Source organism: Shewanella sp. JNE2, from assembly GCF_023159115.1.
GTDB classification, from domain to species: Bacteria; Pseudomonadota; Gammaproteobacteria; order Enterobacterales; family Shewanellaceae; genus Shewanella; species Shewanella putrefaciens.
Genome location: NZ_CP096169.1, coordinates 1112846 through 1131166, shown reverse-complemented (window position 1 = coordinate 1131166; position 18321 = coordinate 1112846). Strand labels below are relative to the sequence as shown.

Genomic DNA, 18321 nt, shown 5'->3' with positions numbered 1-18321 from the left:
GCTATCTAACGACTCAAAACTCCAAGGAATACACCTCCCCTCGGAGTTGCCGCTGGGCGAATAGACAAATTGCGTGAGTCTCGCCATGGATGGCGAGCTAGCTTCCGCAGGTACAGGGACGCATCCTTCGGAAGCGATAGCAAATTTGGCAATGAGCACAAGGGGCTTTCAACTCCGTTGGGGGGCGTCATGGAACATCCAAGGAGGATAGGACGAGCAGTCCTCCTTGGTCGGATGTGGGGTGAAGCCCCACGACTTTGACTTTGATTAAAGAATTCAAACTAAATAAGCAAAGCTTTAAAGTTGATATTCTTAGTATTCACTAGAGCTATAGAAAAACCTCGTAAACCCTATGGTTTGTTTGTATTGTTTGGGGCAAAACCGCCCTAAAAATAAAAACCTCTTTCCATGCAATATGAAAAGAGGTTTTAGTATTGAGCGAAAGCGACTCCTTCTTTTATATAGACAAAAAAAGAGCGGTTATAAAAACAGAGCGCTTATAGCACGATCCACGTCGCTTTCAGTTCTGTGTATTTGTCGAAGGAGTGCAGAGATTTATCTCGGCCATTACCTGACTGTTTATAGCCACCGAATGGCGCTGTCATGTCGCCGCCATCGTAATGGTTGATCCACACCATGCCAGCGCGCAGGGCTTTGGCCGTTTTATGGGCCTTGCTGATATCCGATGTCCACACACCAGCGGCTAAACCATAGATGGTATCGTTGGCTATTGATATCGCTTCTTCCATGCCATTAAATTCAATAACAGATAACACTGGGCCGAATATCTCTTCGCTGGCAATTTTCATCTGATTGTTTACGTTAGAAAATACCGTTGGCTGCACATACACGCCGCCTGTGTCGGCCATGACTTGGCTGCCACCGTGGACTAAGGTTGCACCTTCATCTTTACCCGCTTTGATGTAACTGAGTACTGTATCTAACTGTTGTTTATCAACAACGGCGCCGCTCACAGTGGCGGGATCGAGTGGATGCCCCGGATGCCATGAGGCTAACTCCTCAGCAATAAGCGCGATAAGCTCATCTTTCACCCCAGATTCCACCAGCAAACGCGAACCTGCAGTGCAAACTTCACCTTGGTTAAAAGCAATGGCTTCGGCCGCAGCTACAGCAGCGGCTTTCAGATCTGGCGCGTCATTAAAGACGATATTGGGGCTCTTGCCTCCCGCCTCTAACCACACGCGTTTCATGTTCGACTCGCCAGCGTAAATCATTAATTGTTTTGCGATTTTGGTGGACCCCGTGAACACCAACGTATCCACATCCATATGCAACGCTAAGGCTTTACCCACGGTATGACCAAATCCTGGCAACACGTTGAGTACGCCTTGTGGGATCCCAGCTTCAATAGCCAATTGCGCCATACGGATAGCCGTTAAGGGTGACTTTTCAGAGGGTTTTAATACTACACTATTACCCGTGGCCAGCGCGGGCCCGAGCTTCCAACACGCCATAAGCATTGGGAAGTTCCACGGTACAATCGCGGCCACAACACCCACAGGCTCACGGGTGATCATGCCAATTTCATTGTGAGCCGTTGGCGCGAGTTCATCGTAAATTTTATCAATCGCTTCGCCAGACCAGCGAATCGCACGGGCAGCCCCCGCCACATCCACCGCTTTGGAGAAACGAATCGGTTTACCCATGTCGAGGGTTTCTAACAGTGCGAGTTCATTGGCATTTTCTTCCAATAACTCGGCGAAACGTATCATCACTTGTTTGCGCTTTACCGGAGACTGCTGCGACCAAATACCAGACTCGAATACGCTGCGGCCATTAGCAACCGCAAGATTAGCATCCGCAAGATCGCAACTCGCCACTTTTACCAACAAGCGGCCATCGATAGGACTAATACAATCAAAGGTGTTACCCGAAACGGCATCTTGGTATTCGCCATTGATAAACGCCTTACCATTAATAGATAGACTGGCAGCCAGACTTTCCCATTCGCTGCGGCTCTTCGGTGTGCTCATGATGACCTCTTAATCATTCGTATAGGTGTGGTTTATCGTTCATCGACAAGAAAATAGGGGTCTGTGACGACTTTAGCGCAAATGCTAAACATCATCACAGTCATAATTCGAGCTTCAGGTTACGCTGTTTAAACCATAAAATTCAATATTTTTTACAAAAATAGCTTTTTTGCCACAATTAACTGCACACACCTCTTCCATGTTCATTATTTCTAACATAGCATAGCAAATATTAGCCACCCTAAAACAAGACCTGAAAATACAGGACAAGGTAGACACTATGGCCGATTTGCCGCTCAATTGTGCAAGCGACTCCTCACTTGATCATCCCTCACTTGAACATTTCTGGATGCCTTTTACCGCCAACCGCCAATTTAAAGCTAGCCCGCGGTTACTCGCCAAGGCTGAAGGCATGTATTACACGGATATTGATGGTAATAAGGTATTAGATGCCACCTCAGGTTTATGGTGTTGTAACGCAGGCCATGGTCGCAAAGAAATCAGCGAAGCGGTCAGCAAACAAATTAAAGAGATGGACTACGCGCCCTCCTTCCAAATGGGTCACCCTATCGCCTTTGAACTCGCAGAGCGTTTAACAGAGTTAAGCCCAGAGGGATTGAACAAAGTATTCTTTACTAACTCAGGTTCTGAGTCCGTCGATACTGCACTTAAGATGGCACTTTGCTATCACAGAGCCAACGGTCAAGCCTCTCGCACCCGCTTTATCGGCCGCGAAATGGGCTACCACGGCGTCGGCTTTGGCGGCATATCTGTGGGGGGCTTAAGCAATAACCGCAAAGCCTTTAGCGGCCAATTATTACAAGGTGTCGATCACTTACCCCACACCTTAGATATCCAAAATGCGGCATTTACCCGTGGACTCTCGCCATTTGGCGCTGAAAAAGCCGAGGTATTAGAACAGTTAGTGACCCTGCATGGCGCCGAGAATATTGCCGCCGTAATCGTTGAACCTATGTCGGGTTCTGCCGGGGTGATATTGCCGCCACAAGGTTACTTAAAACGTCTGCGTGAAATCACTAAGAAGCACGGCATCCTACTGATTTTTGACGAAGTCATTACCGCTTTCGGCCGTGTTGGCGCCGCTTTTGCGAGTCAGCGTTGGGGCGTTATTCCAGATATAATCACCACGGCTAAAGCCATCAATAACGGCGCCATCCCTATGGGCGCAGTGTTCGTTCAAGATTTTATCCACGACACTTGCATGCAAGGCCCTAATGAACTGATTGAGTTCTTCCACGGCTACACCTATTCCGGTCATCCAGTGGCGGCAGCGGCGGCGCTTGCCACCCTATCGATTTATGAAAATGAGCAATTATTCGAGCGCAGTTTTGAGCTTGAACGCTACTTTGAAGACGCAGTGCACAGCCTCAAAGGGTTGCCGAATGTGATTGATATTCGCAACACAGGCTTAGTGGCGGGAATTCAATTCTCCCCTAACGCTCAAGGCGCGGGTAAACGGGGTTACGGCGTGTTTGAACACTGCTTCCGCCACGGCACTTTAGTACGAGCCACGGGCGACATCATTGCCATGTCACCGCCACTGATTGTCGATAAACGCGAGATTGACCAAATGGTTAATAGCCTAAGCGATGCCATTAACGCCGTTGGATAATAGCACCAGCGGTTCGTTCCACTCTCACATTTAACACCCCGCTGCGGCAAGGAACTTCAAAGGTTAACTATGCTCAAGATCACTCACTTTGTTAATGGTCAGCACCCCCCTGCCAGTACCAGAAGCCAAGATATTTTTGAACCCGCCACGGGTGAACTACGTGGCCAAGTCTCACTGGCAAGCGAAACCGAAGTCGGCGAAGCCATCGCGATCGCTAAAACCGCCTTTGAAACCTGGTCACAAGTCACGCCGCTCAACCGTGCTCGAGTGCTTTTTAAATTCAAAGCCTTAGTCGAGCAGCACCTAGATGAAATGGCGCAGCTTATCACCCGCGAGCACGGCAAAGTGATCGACGATGCTAAGGGCGAGTTGATCCGTGGTCTCGAAGTGGTCGAATTTGCCTGTGGTATTCCGCACTTGCTTAAAGGTGAACACACCCAGCAAGTGGGTGGCGGCGTCGATTCTTGGTCAGTTAATCAAGCTTTAGGTGTTGTCGCAGGCATAGCGCCCTTTAACTTCCCCGTGATGGTTCCCATGTGGATGTTCCCAATCGCGATTGCCTGCGGTAACACCTTTATTATGAAACCCTCGGAAAAAGACCCGAGCTCAGTGATGCGTATTGCCGAGCTGCTTAAAGAAGCGGGTCTTCCCGATGGCGTATTTAACGTGATTAACGGCGACAAAGAAGCCGTCGATACCTTACTCACCCATAAAGATGTGCAAGCGGTGAGCTTTGTAGGCTCAACGCCGATTGCTGAATACATCTACAGCACAGCCTCTAAACATGGCAAACGCGTGCAAGCCTTAGGCGGCGCGAAAAACCATATGTTACTCATGCCAGATGCAGATTTAGATCAAGCCGTTAGCGCCTTAATGGGTGCCGCTTACGGCAGTGCTGGTGAGCGTTGTATGGCAATTTCAGTCGTACTCGCGGTAGGCGATGTGGGCGACGCGTTAGTGGAAAAACTGCTACCGCAAATCCAAACCTTAAAAGTCGGCAACGGCCTGACGCCAGAGATGGAAATGGGTCCGCTGATCTCAAAACAGCACCTTGCCAAAGTCACCCAATATGTTGAAGCCGGTGTGCAAGAAGGTGCAGCGCTGCTGGTCGATGGCCGTAAACTGAGTGTTGAAGAAAATCCACAGGGTTATTTCCTCGGCGCCTGTTTGTTCGACCATGTCACGCCTGAAATGAGCATCTACCGCGAAGAAATCTTTGGCCCAGTGCTGGCGATTGTGCGCGTGAAAGATTACCCAACGGCGCTTGAGCTGATTAACCGACACGAATTTGGCAATGGCACGGCGATTTTCACCCAAAGTGGTGAAGCGGCGCGACATTTCTGTCACCACGTGCAAGTCGGTATGGTTGGAGTGAATGTACCGATCCCAGTGCCGATGGCGTTCCACAGTTTTGGCGGTTGGAAGCGTTCACTGTTTGGGCCGCTGCATATGCATGGCCCCGATGGCGTGCGTTTTTATACCAAGCGTAAGGCAATTACTGCCCGCTGGCCTGTGGGTAAACAGACTCAAGCCGAGTTTGTGATGCCAACGATGAAATAGCCGAATGTCAGCTCAACAAGGAAATCGCAAATGACTGTGAGCATCAACGCCATTATTCGCTTTGCTTCGGCGCAAACACCCGTCGAAACCTACCAGTTACCGACGGAAAAGTTGTTAACTGGCAATCCAACTCAAAGGTTAGAGAATCATTATTCTAGCCCTTGTGATCAATTTCACAGTGGGATTTGGCAAAGTGAATCAGGTGCTTGGAAAATAAACTACACTGAATACGAGTACTGCGAAATCCTCGAAGGGATAAGTGTTATCACCGATCTTCAAGGTCAATCGCAGACTTTCACTGTGGGCGACAGGTTTATTATACCCGCGGGTTTTCAAGGCACTTGGGAAGTAGTGGAACCCTGCCGCAAGGTTTACGTCATTTTCGAACAAAAGTGAGATCAATGAGGCTGATGTTAGCCTCAAAAAAGCTAAGTTATCTTAGCAATAACTCGCCATGAGGTCACAGCAACGGGTTTTCCTAGGCTGTTGTTTGGCAAACCAACGGATGCACTGGCGCGATTGGATTAGCATGGTCGCTAGTAGCACGTCCGAGTCAACAAAGAAAATGGGAGAAATACCGTGTATAACAATCTAAATAAAAAACGGCTGATACAGCTTGTCGGACTCGCGCTAACCACAACCCTATTCTCCGGCATTGCCGCCGCCGAAGTCACTGGGGAAATTAGTCTGACTAACGACTATCGTTTCCGTGGCATATCACAAACCGCAGGCGATCCCGCTCTCCAAGCGGGTATAGACTGGGGATTTGACTCTGGCCTATCTGTTGGTGCTTGGGCAAGTAATGTGGACTTTGACGAGCCAGGCTATAACGGTCCGGATGTTGAGTACGATTTTTATGTCGCCTATGGCAACGATCTCAATGATGATTTGAGTTACGATATCACGCTTTATCGTTATAACTATTCAGGTGAGAGTGATCTTGGTTACTTTGAAGTAACTGCTGGCGTTGAGTTTAAAGGTTTTCGCCTAGCCTATTGGTTTACCAATGATTATGGAGGAAGCGACTTAGACTATCACTATACCGAACTCAACTATTCCTACACATTTGTGGAAAATTGGAATCTCGATCTACACTACGGCTACAATGCTGGCGATGCCCTAGATGATGGCGAAGGTTTCGACAGTTACTCCGATTATTCTATTGGAGTGTCAACTGAATTTGCAGGTTTTGGTCTATCGCTTGCGTGGTTAGGGACTGATCTTACTGGAGCTCAAAAAGTGACTGATGGCGCCTTTAAAACTAAAGATACTGTGCTTGCAAGCCTAAGTTACGCATTCTAACTCTCCATTATTTCAATATCTATACCAATAAAACCGCCCTATTGCTAACACCAAACGGCGGTTTTGTTTTTTATCGCAAAGATTAAAACTCCCCAATCCATCTCTTCAAACCCACACCCAAAAACCTTCATTTAGCTAATACTTAATTATTAAACAACGACTTACTAACCAAAATATACGGAGAGCAATCGATCTCCGTATATTTTGGTATATCAATACGCTTTAGTGCAATTTAAGCTTTGGTCGCTGCCATTTCAATAGCTTTTGCGCAACTCGATAGACTATCGCTGAAAACCACCCATATAAACTTGCTAAATGTCTCTGATATAGCGAAATATACATAATTCTCGCAATATGTCCTTCCACAAAGAAAGTGCCTGAACGTAGATTACCCATTAAATTACCCACCGCAGAAAACCGACTCAAGGAAACCAGCGAGCCATAATCTTTATAAACAAAGGGTTTTTCTGGCTTATCTTGTAACCGGTTAACGATATTATCAAATAACGTGTCTGCCATTTGCGCTGCTGCTTGGGCCCTTGGAGGAACAGGCTGTCCAGAGTCTTGAATTAATAAGGCACAATCACCTAGGGCATAAATATCTATCTGCCCTTTAACTCGCATACAAGCATCAACCTCCACTTGATTGCGTGGAGTAATAGGTAATTTAGTAAAGTTTTGAAAGGCTTTAGGCCCCTTTACACCAGCAGCCCATACTTTTAACCCCGCTTCAATCACATCACCATCTTGGGTGATAAAACCCTCACGGGTCACTTCTTTAACTTGCACACCAATATGTAAACGTATACCAATTTTATCCAAAACAGCCTGCGCCCTTGCGCTAACACGTTCAGATAATTGGGGGAGAATTTTAGGTGAGGCTTCAATGAGATGCACATCAAGATGATTCTTAGATATGTTAAGATAACCATATTCTTTAACAGACTCAATGACATGATGAAGCTCAGCAGCTAATTCAACTCCCGTGGCCCCAGCACCAACAATGCCGATACTGACTCTTTCTTGAGTTTCATTTAACTGCAGTAAAGCATCGAGTAGTTTATGATGAAATAGATTGGCATTTTCTAAACTATCGAGAAATATACAATGTTCCTCTGCACCTAATGTATTAAAGCTATTAGAAACACCACCTAATGCAAGCACCAAAAAATCATACTCTATTGGACGTGGGTCTAATAGTAATTCCCCATCATCGTTATAGACCGCGGCCAATTGGATAGTTTTAGTATCAGGATCGCATTGCTCAATCTCACCACGAATATAACGGTAGCCATTTTTAAGCCCATGATCACGATAAAGCAGTCCTTCGATAGATTGATCTATTACTCCAACAGCCACTTCATGTAATTTAGGCTTCCATATATGGATAGGACTTCTGTCAATCAAGCACACATCAATGATATCACTACCACCCCATTTACGGCCTAACTTAGATGCAAGAGCCAAACCAGCAGCACCACCACCAACGATCACTATTCTTTTCGTAGTCACAACGACAACCTCGTAACCTATTCGCGTCGCTAAGTTATACCATGTTACAGATAAGAGATAACTACATTAGTGAAGCAAACCATTCTAATTTCCATTAAAGATATTTCAGAAAAGTCAGCACCATATGCAACTACCGCGAATTCATTGTATAGAAAAGGGCCGTGAGGCCCTTTAATATCTAAAATGGATTATACGGCTTCTTCATTCTCTTCGCCCGTACGTATCCGAATCACACGCTCAACATCTGAGACAAAAATCTTACCATCCCCAATTTTGCCAGTCCGAGCGGTTTCAACAATGACATCAATAGCTTGATCAACCAAATCATCTTGGATCACCAACTCAATCTTCACCTTAGGTAAAAAATCTACCATATATTCAGCACCACGATACAACTCTGTATGCCCTTTCTGACGACCAAAACCTTTGACTTCGAGCACCGTCATCCCAGTAATGCCTATCTCTGCAAGTGATTCACGCACATCATCTAATTTAAAAGGCTTAATAATGGCTTCAACTTTTTTCATCAAAAACTCCTCATCCCTTGCATCAACATAAACAAACAGAATAGCACTAGCTTACACGGGCTTACGTTAATATTGAAGTGAATGTCATGCTTTACTCATAAAACACAGTTTCTACAAAAATCGCTTTTAGCACATAAAAGTCTAAAAAAAATTTAATGATTATCTGGTCAGATTTTATACTTACTACTTAAGTTATCACTTAATCAACTCGCTCGCGGGATGCTAAGCGTAATTAAGACAAGGATATGTCATGCATACTCATCAAAAAGGTTTTAGCTTGATTGAGCTTATTACCACCCTATCCATTTCAACCATCTTATTGACAGTTGGAGTACCTTCATTAAACGATATTTATACCAGACATCGAGTTGATAGCAGTATTCGCAATATTCAACAAACGATCCAACTTGCACGGAATCAAGCAATTTCATTCAATAGGAAAATCACTGTTTGTGCACTCATTGACGACAAGTGTTCGCAAAACTGGCAGGTAGGCCTCACCATCTTTGTAGATACTAATGAAAATAATCAACTCGATAATGATGAAAAAACACTCTTTAAAACTAATGCGTTTTATTCCAAAGATATAGTTAAATGCAATCGTATAGCGATACGTTTTCAACCTGATGGATTGGCATCAGGGACAAATGCGACACTTAAATATTGCCCAGGATCAGCTACAAGCCCCTATGCGAGAGCGGTTATTGTCAACCAAGCTGGACGCGTTCGGTTCTCCACTGATAGCAACATAAATTGTAGCTAATCAAACATAAATTGATATAAAGCTCATCACTAGTTATTTAACTAAATTTATTTAAATATCAAAAGATAGAATTTAGAAGAGTAAGTTAGATATACTGAAAATAGCCATATTATCGCTTATACTAAACAAAGTATTTGCGAGGATTAACTTATGCTAAAAATTTTTACTGGTTTTACTTTAGTTGAATTGATGGTGACCATTGCCGTTGCGGCAATATTATTAAGCATAGGAGCACCATCATTAATATCACTTTATGAGTCAACACGTGTTGATAATAATATCAGAAAAATCAATGACACCTTAGTATTTGCCCGAAACCAAGCCATCAATTATGGTAATGCTGTGACTGTATGTGCATATGAATCGGAGTCAAGTTGTAAAGCAGGAACTGATTGGAGCACTGGAATTCGAATATTTTCAACTGCAGATAGCACAAAATCCTTGCGAGTAATTGAAGGGTTTCACTCCTCTGATATAGTGAAATCCTCTGTAGAAACAATTACCTTCTCAACGGATGGATTAGCCACTGGTGGCAGCATTATTTATTGTGCTAATGCAAAAGCCTCTTCCGCTAAAGGAGTAATCGTTAATATTGGTGGATTAATCGCCTATGGTGAAACAGGTATAAGTTGCTAAAAAGCGATATTAAGGCATCTACACATCTCTTATAGTTGTGAAATGATACGACTTAAAATTATTACACTCTACGCTGATACAAATATAAAATAAAATCAATACGTTACCTTGGTGTTTTTTTGTCTAGCTCTTGACTTTTTTCATTACTAAATTCATCACCTAAAGGAACACACTCAACAACATCTTGAATAAAATGCTTGCGCCCTAAATTATCCGTCAACTGTTTGCTCGGTAACTTAGCCATATTAAGTTGAGCTTTGCTCGATTCCCAACGATAAAAAGCTATCAGTTCACTTTGAGCAAAAGTGATATGGCACTTGTAATCCTGAATCATATCAATTGAAGCGGCATCTACCAGTAATGGCACTGAAATAAATATGAGCACAATAGGCTTAATCATTTCCAACACTCCTCAGATGGCCCTTTAACACCGATATCTGTTAATGTGATAGTTGCACAAACAGAATCCCGACTCGCCTGACTTCCCTTCGCAGTCGCCGTAATTTTAAAACTACTCGTCCCTTCAGAAGAAAGACTATAATGTCCATGTTCAGTGATGAACGGGCTTGCAGATAACCCTAACTTAGTCATATCTGTAGCATAAGCCTTATTATCTAAGTAATACTGTTCCTGTAAGTTAGCAACTCGCATCACTGCTGCAACGCCTTCAGAACGGCCACTTTTAGTAACGTATTCAATATAAGATGGATAAGCAATCGCCGCTAGAATTCCGACTATCGCAACGGTAATCATTAACTCTATTAGCGTAAAACCTCTGGCGATCTTCATTCAATATCACTCATTAATATGGTAGTAAATTTTATTAGCGCCCAAGCCGCTACCTAACTCAATCGTACCTTTACATTCACCATTTTCACACTCACCTTTACCAACACCGATGATATATGCTTTAACCTCCTCACCGTCCTCAGGTTTTGGAATGACGATTTGGGGTGTATCAGGTACCCGCTCACCAACCTCATAATAAACCTGATTATAGGTACGCGTGCCCTTATGTAAATCAAATACATATAATCGCCCTTGACCAGAAAAACCACAAACGCCGGCATCTAAATCTACCGCTTGATTTGTGGGGGGCACAAAGGATGTAAAATAAACTTTGCCATCAAAAATAAGTGAAGCAGATAAGCTTTTTTCTCCGTTGGCAGTAAAATCGTAATACCAGCCCCTCGTTTTACCAAAAGCAACATTATCTGACTCACTAACTGGGGAACTACTGCTAACGTCGTAAAGATCGTTAATGGTTAGTACTGAAGGTTTTTCTTCAAAAATTTGCGTGACAACATTTCTATCTTGAAAGACATAAAACATATCGTTTGTCGTCATATCTAAAGGATGGTTGCGGTTTCCTGTTCCTATAGTGACCGCATCATAAGGTATTTTTTGATAACTTAAGACACCACTCTCTGAATGAACATTATTAAATTGAGTTTGTGCGACGACAGGCTCAGCAAAGAACATTCGATTGTTAGGGGACTCACCCGCAATGGAAGCAAATTTAAAAATAGTCCACTCACTTTGAGTCGTGCTAGCCAAATCAATACGCCATACATTACCCGTAATATCACTGGCATATATACGATCCGTTGCACCATCGTTGTCACTGTCTAGCACTGCCACTTTGGTAACAACACTCCCCATATCGTCAGCAGTAAATTTAGTGATAAATGCACCAGTATCCGCATTAACAATATAAACTGCAGCACCAGAACCATCAGATGATGCCATTCCCCCACCGAATATCAATATAGGGTCCTTGACTCCGGGAATGTAAGTGACTACAGGTTCAGACCATGTTTGGCCTAGATCCTCAAAGGAAGTGCTATCCGAGTTAATCATCCATTTAAATGTTGGGGCATCAACGGCTGTAATATCTAAAGCGTAGTAGGATGCACCGCCACTTCGCATACCTAAATACACCCAAGCCTTAGTGAGCTTACCTGTTGCATCGCTTTCAGTGTATGCCACAGGTGATAGATCCATACCGTATATTGAATGCACCCCGGTCGCTGGATTTTGCCTTAATAGCGGAATATTGCCCCAAAGTTCATTAGGAATAAATGCCCATGACTCCTCAACAGAACCCACACTATAATCATTATTACCTGTATCTGAATCCTTAAACATATGCACTAACCCTTGGTTAGTGCCAACAAGAATCCGTACATCCAAATTTGTTGTACTACCATAATTGATAGCTAAGGGTTTAGAGTGAAGTGGATCGCCCATAACGTCTTCTCTAGCGTCTGATGTATTGTTGTTGTTATTTTCATCATCAACATCCACACCATATAACCAATCAAAATCCGCCTGAGAATGCCCTGAGATAAAAGAAGAACTGGAAAAATTAATCAAACTTGAACCATTATTGGTATAAATAGTTCGATTTTTAAGCTTAGCTCTCAACGAAGGTAAGACTCCTCCAAAAAGAACTTTATTACCATCATTTGATTCGGAGCAAGTATTCCAATATGTGCAAACATCATTTGCAATATTACCATTTGAATCAATTGCTTTATTATTTCCACCAGGGCCTACAATTTCGCCTGCCGCATTGACTTTTAGTTTTTTAAGATTACCACTCCATCGAGGTCCATTGCCGGGTAAAAACATTGCATAATATGCTGAATTATAGGTTTGAGTCTTATCAAAGTTATTACTCGCAATACTTGGCGAGGTAAAAGATGAATCTATTGTCAAAATTGATTTCAAAGCATCTTCTAACGCTGAAACTAAATCGAGCCCATTTTTAGCGACATAATATCCCTTAGAGATATTATTACTTCCACGAGGATTCCCTCCCCTAAAAGCAGTCTCTTCTAACAGAGCTGCGGCCTCATCTGCACCATCAGAAAAACCGATAGTAAACACCCGTATATTTTGTTTATTATCAACACCTAAAGAGTCTTTATTTCCAATAACAATATCATTGTTATACATATAAGCAGCGAGTGCAGGCATGTAGCTTGTTTCTGTCTTATTTCCAGCATTAGTAAACGAGAATGCAGCATAGTTAGCAGCTTGGTTTTTGGCGTTTGCAACTAAACCATTAATAAGCGTATCTGCCGATTTATCTAATGTTGGTGCGCCATCGGTAATATAGATAATATAAGCGGTATCGGGACATTTTTTAAATGGCGTCGTATAACTCCCAGAGGTTAATATACTTGGAGGATTATTTGGAGTATATCCATCAATTTTATTATTCCCTGTGCCATTTTTATCTTTATTGCCAAAAGTCACTTGCCCACCACTAAAGTACTGATATGCTTCATAAAGTGTTTCGCAAAGTGGTGTATTAGTTTTTGCTGGCATATTTTTAATAAGTGAAGTCAGATTCACTTTATTAATGCTGTTCATCTCAGTTAGATCATAAACGATTCGACCACCGTCAGCATCACCCTCATTAGGGTAATTTAAATTAAAAATTGCAAGTCCAGCATCAATAGGAATTGCTAGCGATTCTAGTGCAGAAATCAACGCACTTTTGGCAACATCAAGCCGAGTACCTACACCACCACTACTTTTACCTTCTTCTGTTGTCGTCGCCCATTTATGCCAAACAAGATAATGTGCACTATATAAGGTAACAGGCTGACCAGAACCAAATTGAGTATTACTCAAACTCGACAAACGATCTGCTTCACCACTCCCTGTGGTATACATTGATTTATTATTTATTGGATATCCATTTTTAAAAGCTACACCTTTTAGTTTTCCTGGATTAACAGGGTCTCCATTAAGAATATCTTCATAACAATCCACTATATCATTCTGATTAAATCCATTATTATCCGCTAGATTATTCCAAGTATTTCGGTTGCTGCTAAACTCTCGTAAATAACCTGTATAACGTCCTTTATCCACTAATGCTTTTGCTGCTGTATTACAGTTATTATTATCTAAATAGAAGCGTCGAGCATCATTAGGCTTATCCGGTGTTGGCATATTATTAGTATTATCTATACCACCCGCATTCCAATAGGTCCCTTTATTATTGATATAACCAGAATAACCCGAGAGGAAATTATCAAATCCAGTAGGATAACTACAAGTCCCCGCAGCTTTACCTGCTTCAGAACAGTAAGACGTCACGGCATTCTCTTCAATTGTCGACATGCTGCCAGAGTTATCGAAAATAAATAACACTTGTGGTCGCTTACCTGAACGGACTGTAGAATCAATAAGATATAGTTCAGTATCATCGGCATATACTGCATCTAACATAATAATTAATGCAGTCAAAAGACCTATTAAGCACTTATTTAACATGATATTAATTTCCTGTTAGTACTTGCTGTTCAATCCCAGCAACAACAGTGATCTGCCCTAAATTGTCTCGACCAAACGTTGTTGTACTGCTAATTTCCACTCGTCGACAACTCACTAAATTAGCGCCAGTCGCCCTGTCTGTTCGCTGACAACTAACATCCCTAACTCCAGTAAGTGGGAGCGGAGTTAATTGCTGCGTTCCATTAAAGAGAGTTTCCGAAGTTACTAAGCCAAGGTTAGCAAAAAGTGCCCCTTGGTAATTTGTAATAACCTGCTGTAAACCACCATCAGCAAGCGCTTTTGCCTCAATTCGTTCAGAACCTGCGCCTGACATACGAAGTGATTGCGTAGAATTGACAGCCAATGCAACACCAATGACGGTCATAATGATCAATACAATCAGTGCAAAAAAAAGCACTATTCCACGCTGTTTGCTCATCAGAAACCTCATTTAACTACGGATCAATACTGGGTTTTCCAATACAACTGTCGTAGACATCACCTTACGCCGATAACTATCCTTAGGTGCTTCAATCGTTTTGTCACCTAATTGATACTGAGTTTCGTTAGTGTAGCTAGCATCAACTTGTACCGATCGCACTAATACAAATAATTTCAAGGCAACCAGTCGCTGAAAAGTCTGATTTTCCCACATTAAATTACTAACATTCTCGGCAGAAAGAAAACTATCTGGCGTATCATCTCCATCATTATCAAAACCATAGAGAATACGGAGATTTTCAATTCCCTCAACCAATTGCTCGTCGTTATTCATTCCAGAATTAGTCAAGGTTTTACGACGTAACACTGGAGTTTTAGCTGCATCATTACTAATAAAGTACACATGATGCTGGTACTCCCATATCCGCCCATTCGTCATAGTGGGAGAAGAGTTACCTGTAAAAAAAATCGCTTGGCTAGCATTAGCTACAACAAAAATATTATTACCAGAAGGAGCAGCAAGGGATGGACCAATTAACCTTTTAATTTGTACTACATCAGTATTGTTATTGACGTTGTTAAGGCAATCGAAAGGGGATGCACCAACGCCCTGCTCATAGCCCCACAAGCGTCGAAAATGTGCAGGTGTATTATTTGGCAAGGTAGCATTATTCAAACCATCACCAACACAATCATTCGCTACGGCAGCAATATTCACTTGGGTGTTGGAACCAAGAACAAAGTCAGTACCCGTCATATCACCCATAAAGCCAAGTTGGCTCAAATCACGCTCAAGAATTGCTAAAGCTATGCGGCCATTTTCCTGTAATTGATTAAATTGGCTTGTGGTTGTCACATTCGAAGATGACATACTAAACATGGTAAATACGCCCGCGGTTAAAAATAGGCCAATAACCATAGCGACCATAAGCTCAACCAATGACAGCCCAGTTTGATAATGAATAATCGCTATATTAAAGCGTTTTATCGCCATCTAAATCACCGTCTGCAGAGTAAAAACGCGCCGTCTTTTACTGGCGGTTCCACAATCTACGTTATCTATGCCATCACTCGTTTCAGTAATCCCTCGCCATGTCATAGTGATAGAAACTGTATTGGCGTTAACTCGAATACAGGCAGTTGGCGTATCTAAACCACCAACATGCTGAGAACCAACGACCTCATTCTCACCGGAAAAAGCGGACTGCCATTCATACAAATCCCAATTAACTAATTGGGCTGGCGTACAGAGAGTAACTCCCTCGCACGCAGGGGATACAGGCGTGATCGCCGTTTTAGCACCAGCATAATCACCATGGTAACTTGCCAGTTGTGTTGGATTAAGCTTCATCCGATTGATAATGTCACTTGCATAATAAGAAGCTTGCGTCTGTTGAAATGATTCAAAACTTCCGCGCTTGGCGATAATATGAAGATTAAAAATGCCTATTAAGCCAATGACTAAAATCACTAACGCGACAAGCACTTCTATCAATGAGAAGCCTTGTTGGAAATGACTTTGTTCAAACCGTTCGATTCTAGTCATGTTTTTGACAAGCTTTTCAGCTGCTTACCTTTTAAAAATCTTAATGTTACAACAAAGGCACTACGGTAGTTAATAATAGATGAGTAAAATGTAACTATCCAGTAACAATTATATCTAAGTACGACTACCATTATGCTTTACATGAATTTCAAATATTCAGGGCAAAAAAAAGAGGCATGATGCCTCTTTTTATCATTTGAATAAAACAACTTAGTGTTACCGTAATTCAGCAGGTACCGCAAAAACTGTATCTTCTTTACGGCCTTCAACCTCTGTGACCACACTAGGGGCGAGTGTCGCGATAGCTTGAACAACTTGTTGAACTAAGACCTCGGGAGCAGATGCGCCTGCAGTCACTGCTACACGTGTAACATTATCAAACCAACTAGACTCAACATCATCCGCGGTGTCCACCAGATAAGACTGGGTTCCTGTTTTCAATGCTAGCTCGCGTAAACGATTAGAGTTAGAGCTGTTCTTTGAGCCAACAACAATCAACAAATCAACGTCTGCAGACAAATTACGTACCGCATCTTGACGATTCTGCGTTGCATAACAGATATCGTCTTTTCGCGGACCTTCAATAGAGGGAAACCTTTTTTGTAAGGCAACAATAATGTCCAAAGTATCATCTACAGACAATGTAGTTTGTGTCACGAAGCAGAGATTATTGGGGTCACGCACTTCCAAAGCTTCAACATCGGCTGGCGATTCAATCAGATAAACTCCACCATTAGGATTATCGTATTGACCCATAGTACCTTCGACCTCAGGGTGCCCTTCATGGCCAATCAGGATGCACTCAATACCTTTGCGGCTGGCACGCGTCACCTGAAGATGCACTTTAGTCACTAAGGGGCACGTCGCATCAAAGACTCTCAGCCCTCGCGCCTTAGCTTCTTGTCTCACCGCTTGAGATACACCGTGGGCACTGAAGATAACAATATTATTATCAGGCACTTGATCAAGCTCTTCGACAAAAACCGCACCACGATCCTTCAGATTTTGCACGACATAGCGGTTATGCACAACTTCATGGCGAACATAGATTGGCGGTGAAAACAATTCCAACGCCCGTTCGACAATACTGATAGCACGATCCACTCCAGCACAAAAACCACGTGGATTGGCGAGTAAAATATTCAAGCTTGGGCTTGTAGGATCGAGTTTCATCTTATAGTACCTTTACGACATCCAATTCAAATGTCACCTTACGGCCCGCTAAGGGATGATTAAGATCAACGGTAATTGAATCCCCCGCGACTTCACGCACAATCCCAGGGATCTCGCTGCCGCCTGGACCTGCAAAGCTCACTATCACTCCTGCTTCCAAGTCCATATTCGCAGGGAAACGGCTTCTATCCATATAATGGATAGCATCAGGATTAGATTCACCAAAAGCATCAATCGCTTCGAGGGTAAAACTGTGTTTGTCCCCCTCATAAAGATCGGCTAACTGTGCCTCAAATGCCGGACTCAAAGTGCCGTCGCCCACATTTAATCGAGCGGGTTTACCCGAGGCTTTAGTGCTATCGGCAGTTGAACCATCCTCTAGTACAATATTCATATGACATAATAAAGAACGAGTTATAGTCACTTCTTAACTCCTTCCGTTGTATCTTGCTCTGATTTACCGCTTAAAAATGCATCCCAAATGATCAACACAGCACCAATACAAATCGCCGAATCGGCGATATTGAATGCTGGATAGTGGCTCTTACCCCAAAAGAAATCGATAAAATCAACCACGAAACCGTGCATTAATCTGTCGACTAAATTGCCTAGGGCACCACCAATCACTAAGGTGTAGGCCAGATTCAGCTTCCACAAAGAAGCCGATTGCTTACGCAACCATACCGTCAGTAAAGTACTGAATCCAACAGCAACAATCGTAAACAGCCAGCGCTGCCAGCCTCCGGCTTCACTTAAAAAGCTAAAGGCTGCACCGTAGTTACGTACGTAAGTAAAATTAAAAAAGGGCAATAACTGCACCGATTCAAACAAATCAAAATTGGCTAAGACCCATTGCTTAGATAGCTGATCGGCTAAAAACACCAACACAGCTACCCAATACCAACGTAAGCCACTGTCTTTCCAAGTTAATGGCATACAGA

Annotated in this window: 18 protein-coding genes; 6 read left to right on the top strand and 12 right to left on the bottom strand. The window is 43.0% G+C overall.

Annotation, left to right across the window (positions count from 1 at the left end; genetic code table 11):
• Positions 1 to 497: 497 nt before the first annotated feature.
• Positions 498 to 1994 carry an aldehyde dehydrogenase gene (locus tag MZ182_RS05130; protein WP_115015915.1) on the bottom strand — a complete coding sequence of 499 codons (1497 nt, stop codon included), beginning with the start codon at positions 1992 to 1994 and terminating at the stop codon, positions 498 to 500.
• Between the two features lie 280 nt (positions 1995 to 2274).
• Here MZ182_RS05130 and MZ182_RS05125 point away from each other — a divergent pair, with 280 nt between their 5' ends.
• The 4 genes from MZ182_RS05125 to MZ182_RS05110 all read left to right on the top strand — a co-directional run bounded on the left by MZ182_RS05125 (position 2275) and on the right by MZ182_RS05110 (position 6489).
• The gene (locus tag MZ182_RS05125; RefSeq protein ID WP_115015918.1) at positions 2275 to 3627 is read left to right on the top strand and encodes an aspartate aminotransferase family protein; all 1353 of its coding nucleotides are present in this window, start codon (positions 2275 to 2277) and stop codon (positions 3625 to 3627) included.
• A gap of 69 nt (positions 3628 to 3696) precedes the next feature.
• The gene (locus MZ182_RS05120) at positions 3697 to 5187 is read left to right on the top strand and encodes a CoA-acylating methylmalonate-semialdehyde dehydrogenase (protein WP_248069079.1); all 1491 of its coding nucleotides are present in this window, start codon (positions 3697 to 3699) and stop codon (positions 5185 to 5187) included.
• A 30-nt stretch (positions 5188 to 5217) separates the two neighbouring features.
• A complete protein-coding gene (locus tag MZ182_RS05115) occupies positions 5218 to 5583 on the top strand; it encodes a cupin domain-containing protein (RefSeq protein ID WP_011790350.1) in 366 nt (121 codons plus the stop codon).
• Positions 5584 to 5766: 183 nt separating this feature from the next.
• Entirely contained in the window at positions 5767 to 6489 is a 723-nt protein-coding gene (locus MZ182_RS05110) for a TorF family putative porin (RefSeq protein WP_115015922.1), read from the top strand.
• A gap of 222 nt (positions 6490 to 6711) precedes the next feature.
• On the opposite strand, the gene MZ182_RS05105 is transcribed toward MZ182_RS05110, so the two are convergent.
• Positions 6712 to 8001: an NAD(P)/FAD-dependent oxidoreductase gene (locus MZ182_RS05105; RefSeq protein ID WP_011790359.1), complete on the bottom strand. Its 1290-nt coding sequence runs from the start codon at positions 7999 to 8001 to the stop codon at positions 6712 to 6714.
• A 188-nt stretch (positions 8002 to 8189) separates the two neighbouring features.
• Positions 8190 to 8528 carry a nitrogen regulatory protein P-II gene (gene glnB, locus MZ182_RS05100; RefSeq protein WP_011790360.1) on the bottom strand — a complete coding sequence of 113 codons (339 nt, stop codon included), beginning with the start codon at positions 8526 to 8528 and terminating at the stop codon, positions 8190 to 8192.
• 250 nt (positions 8529 to 8778) lie between these two features.
• Here glnB and MZ182_RS05095 point away from each other — a divergent pair, with 250 nt between their 5' ends.
• Positions 8779 to 9291 carry a GspH/FimT family pseudopilin gene (locus tag MZ182_RS05095; protein ID WP_011790361.1) on the top strand — a complete coding sequence of 171 codons (513 nt, stop codon included), beginning with the start codon at positions 8779 to 8781 and terminating at the stop codon, positions 9289 to 9291.
• A gap of 150 nt (positions 9292 to 9441) precedes the next feature.
• A complete protein-coding gene (locus MZ182_RS05090) occupies positions 9442 to 9927 on the top strand; it encodes a GspH/FimT family pseudopilin (protein WP_014610072.1) in 486 nt (161 codons plus the stop codon).
• Between the two features lie 103 nt (positions 9928 to 10030).
• Here the strand turns inward: MZ182_RS05090 and MZ182_RS05085 are convergent, their stop codons facing one another.
• The 9 genes from MZ182_RS05085 to lspA form a co-directional block, all read right to left on the bottom strand.
• The gene (locus tag MZ182_RS05085; RefSeq protein ID WP_248069082.1) at positions 10031 to 10327 is read right to left on the bottom strand and encodes a TapY2 family type IVa secretion system protein; all 297 of its coding nucleotides are present in this window, start codon (positions 10325 to 10327) and stop codon (positions 10031 to 10033) included.
• On the bottom strand, positions 10324 to 10716 hold the full coding sequence (locus MZ182_RS05080; RefSeq protein WP_011790364.1) for a type IV pilin protein: 393 nt from the start codon (positions 10714 to 10716) through the stop codon (positions 10324 to 10326). The genes MZ182_RS05085 and MZ182_RS05080 overlap by 4 nt, the downstream gene beginning before the upstream one ends.
• Positions 10717 to 10722: 6 nt before the next feature.
• The gene (locus MZ182_RS05075) at positions 10723 to 14220 is read right to left on the bottom strand and encodes a pilus assembly protein (protein ID WP_248069085.1); all 3498 of its coding nucleotides are present in this window, start codon (positions 14218 to 14220) and stop codon (positions 10723 to 10725) included.
• Positions 14221 to 14224: 4 nt separating this feature from the next.
• Entirely contained in the window at positions 14225 to 14659 is a 435-nt protein-coding gene (locus MZ182_RS05070) for a PilX N-terminal domain-containing pilus assembly protein (protein WP_011790366.1), read from the bottom strand.
• Between the two features lie 12 nt (positions 14660 to 14671).
• Complete coding sequence (locus MZ182_RS05065; protein ID WP_011790367.1) at positions 14672 to 15655, bottom strand: PilW family protein; 984 nt, start codon at positions 15653 to 15655, stop codon at positions 14672 to 14674.
• Entirely contained in the window at positions 15656 to 16207 is a 552-nt protein-coding gene (pilV, locus tag MZ182_RS05060; RefSeq protein ID WP_011790368.1) for a type IV pilus modification protein PilV, read from the bottom strand. It abuts the gene before it with no gap.
• 216 nt (positions 16208 to 16423) lie between these two features.
• Complete coding sequence (gene ispH, locus MZ182_RS05055) at positions 16424 to 17353, bottom strand: 4-hydroxy-3-methylbut-2-enyl diphosphate reductase (RefSeq protein WP_174520865.1); 930 nt, start codon at positions 17351 to 17353, stop codon at positions 16424 to 16426.
• A 28-nt stretch (positions 17354 to 17381) separates the two neighbouring features.
• Complete coding sequence (gene fkpB, locus MZ182_RS05050; RefSeq protein ID WP_011790370.1) at positions 17382 to 17804, bottom strand: FKBP-type peptidyl-prolyl cis-trans isomerase; 423 nt, start codon at positions 17802 to 17804, stop codon at positions 17382 to 17384.
• A complete protein-coding gene (gene lspA, locus MZ182_RS05045; RefSeq protein ID WP_011790371.1) occupies positions 17801 to 18316 on the bottom strand; it encodes a signal peptidase II in 516 nt (171 codons plus the stop codon). Before lspA ends, fkpB begins: the two co-directional genes overlap by 4 nt.
• Between the last annotated feature and the right edge of the window lie 5 nt (positions 18317 to 18321).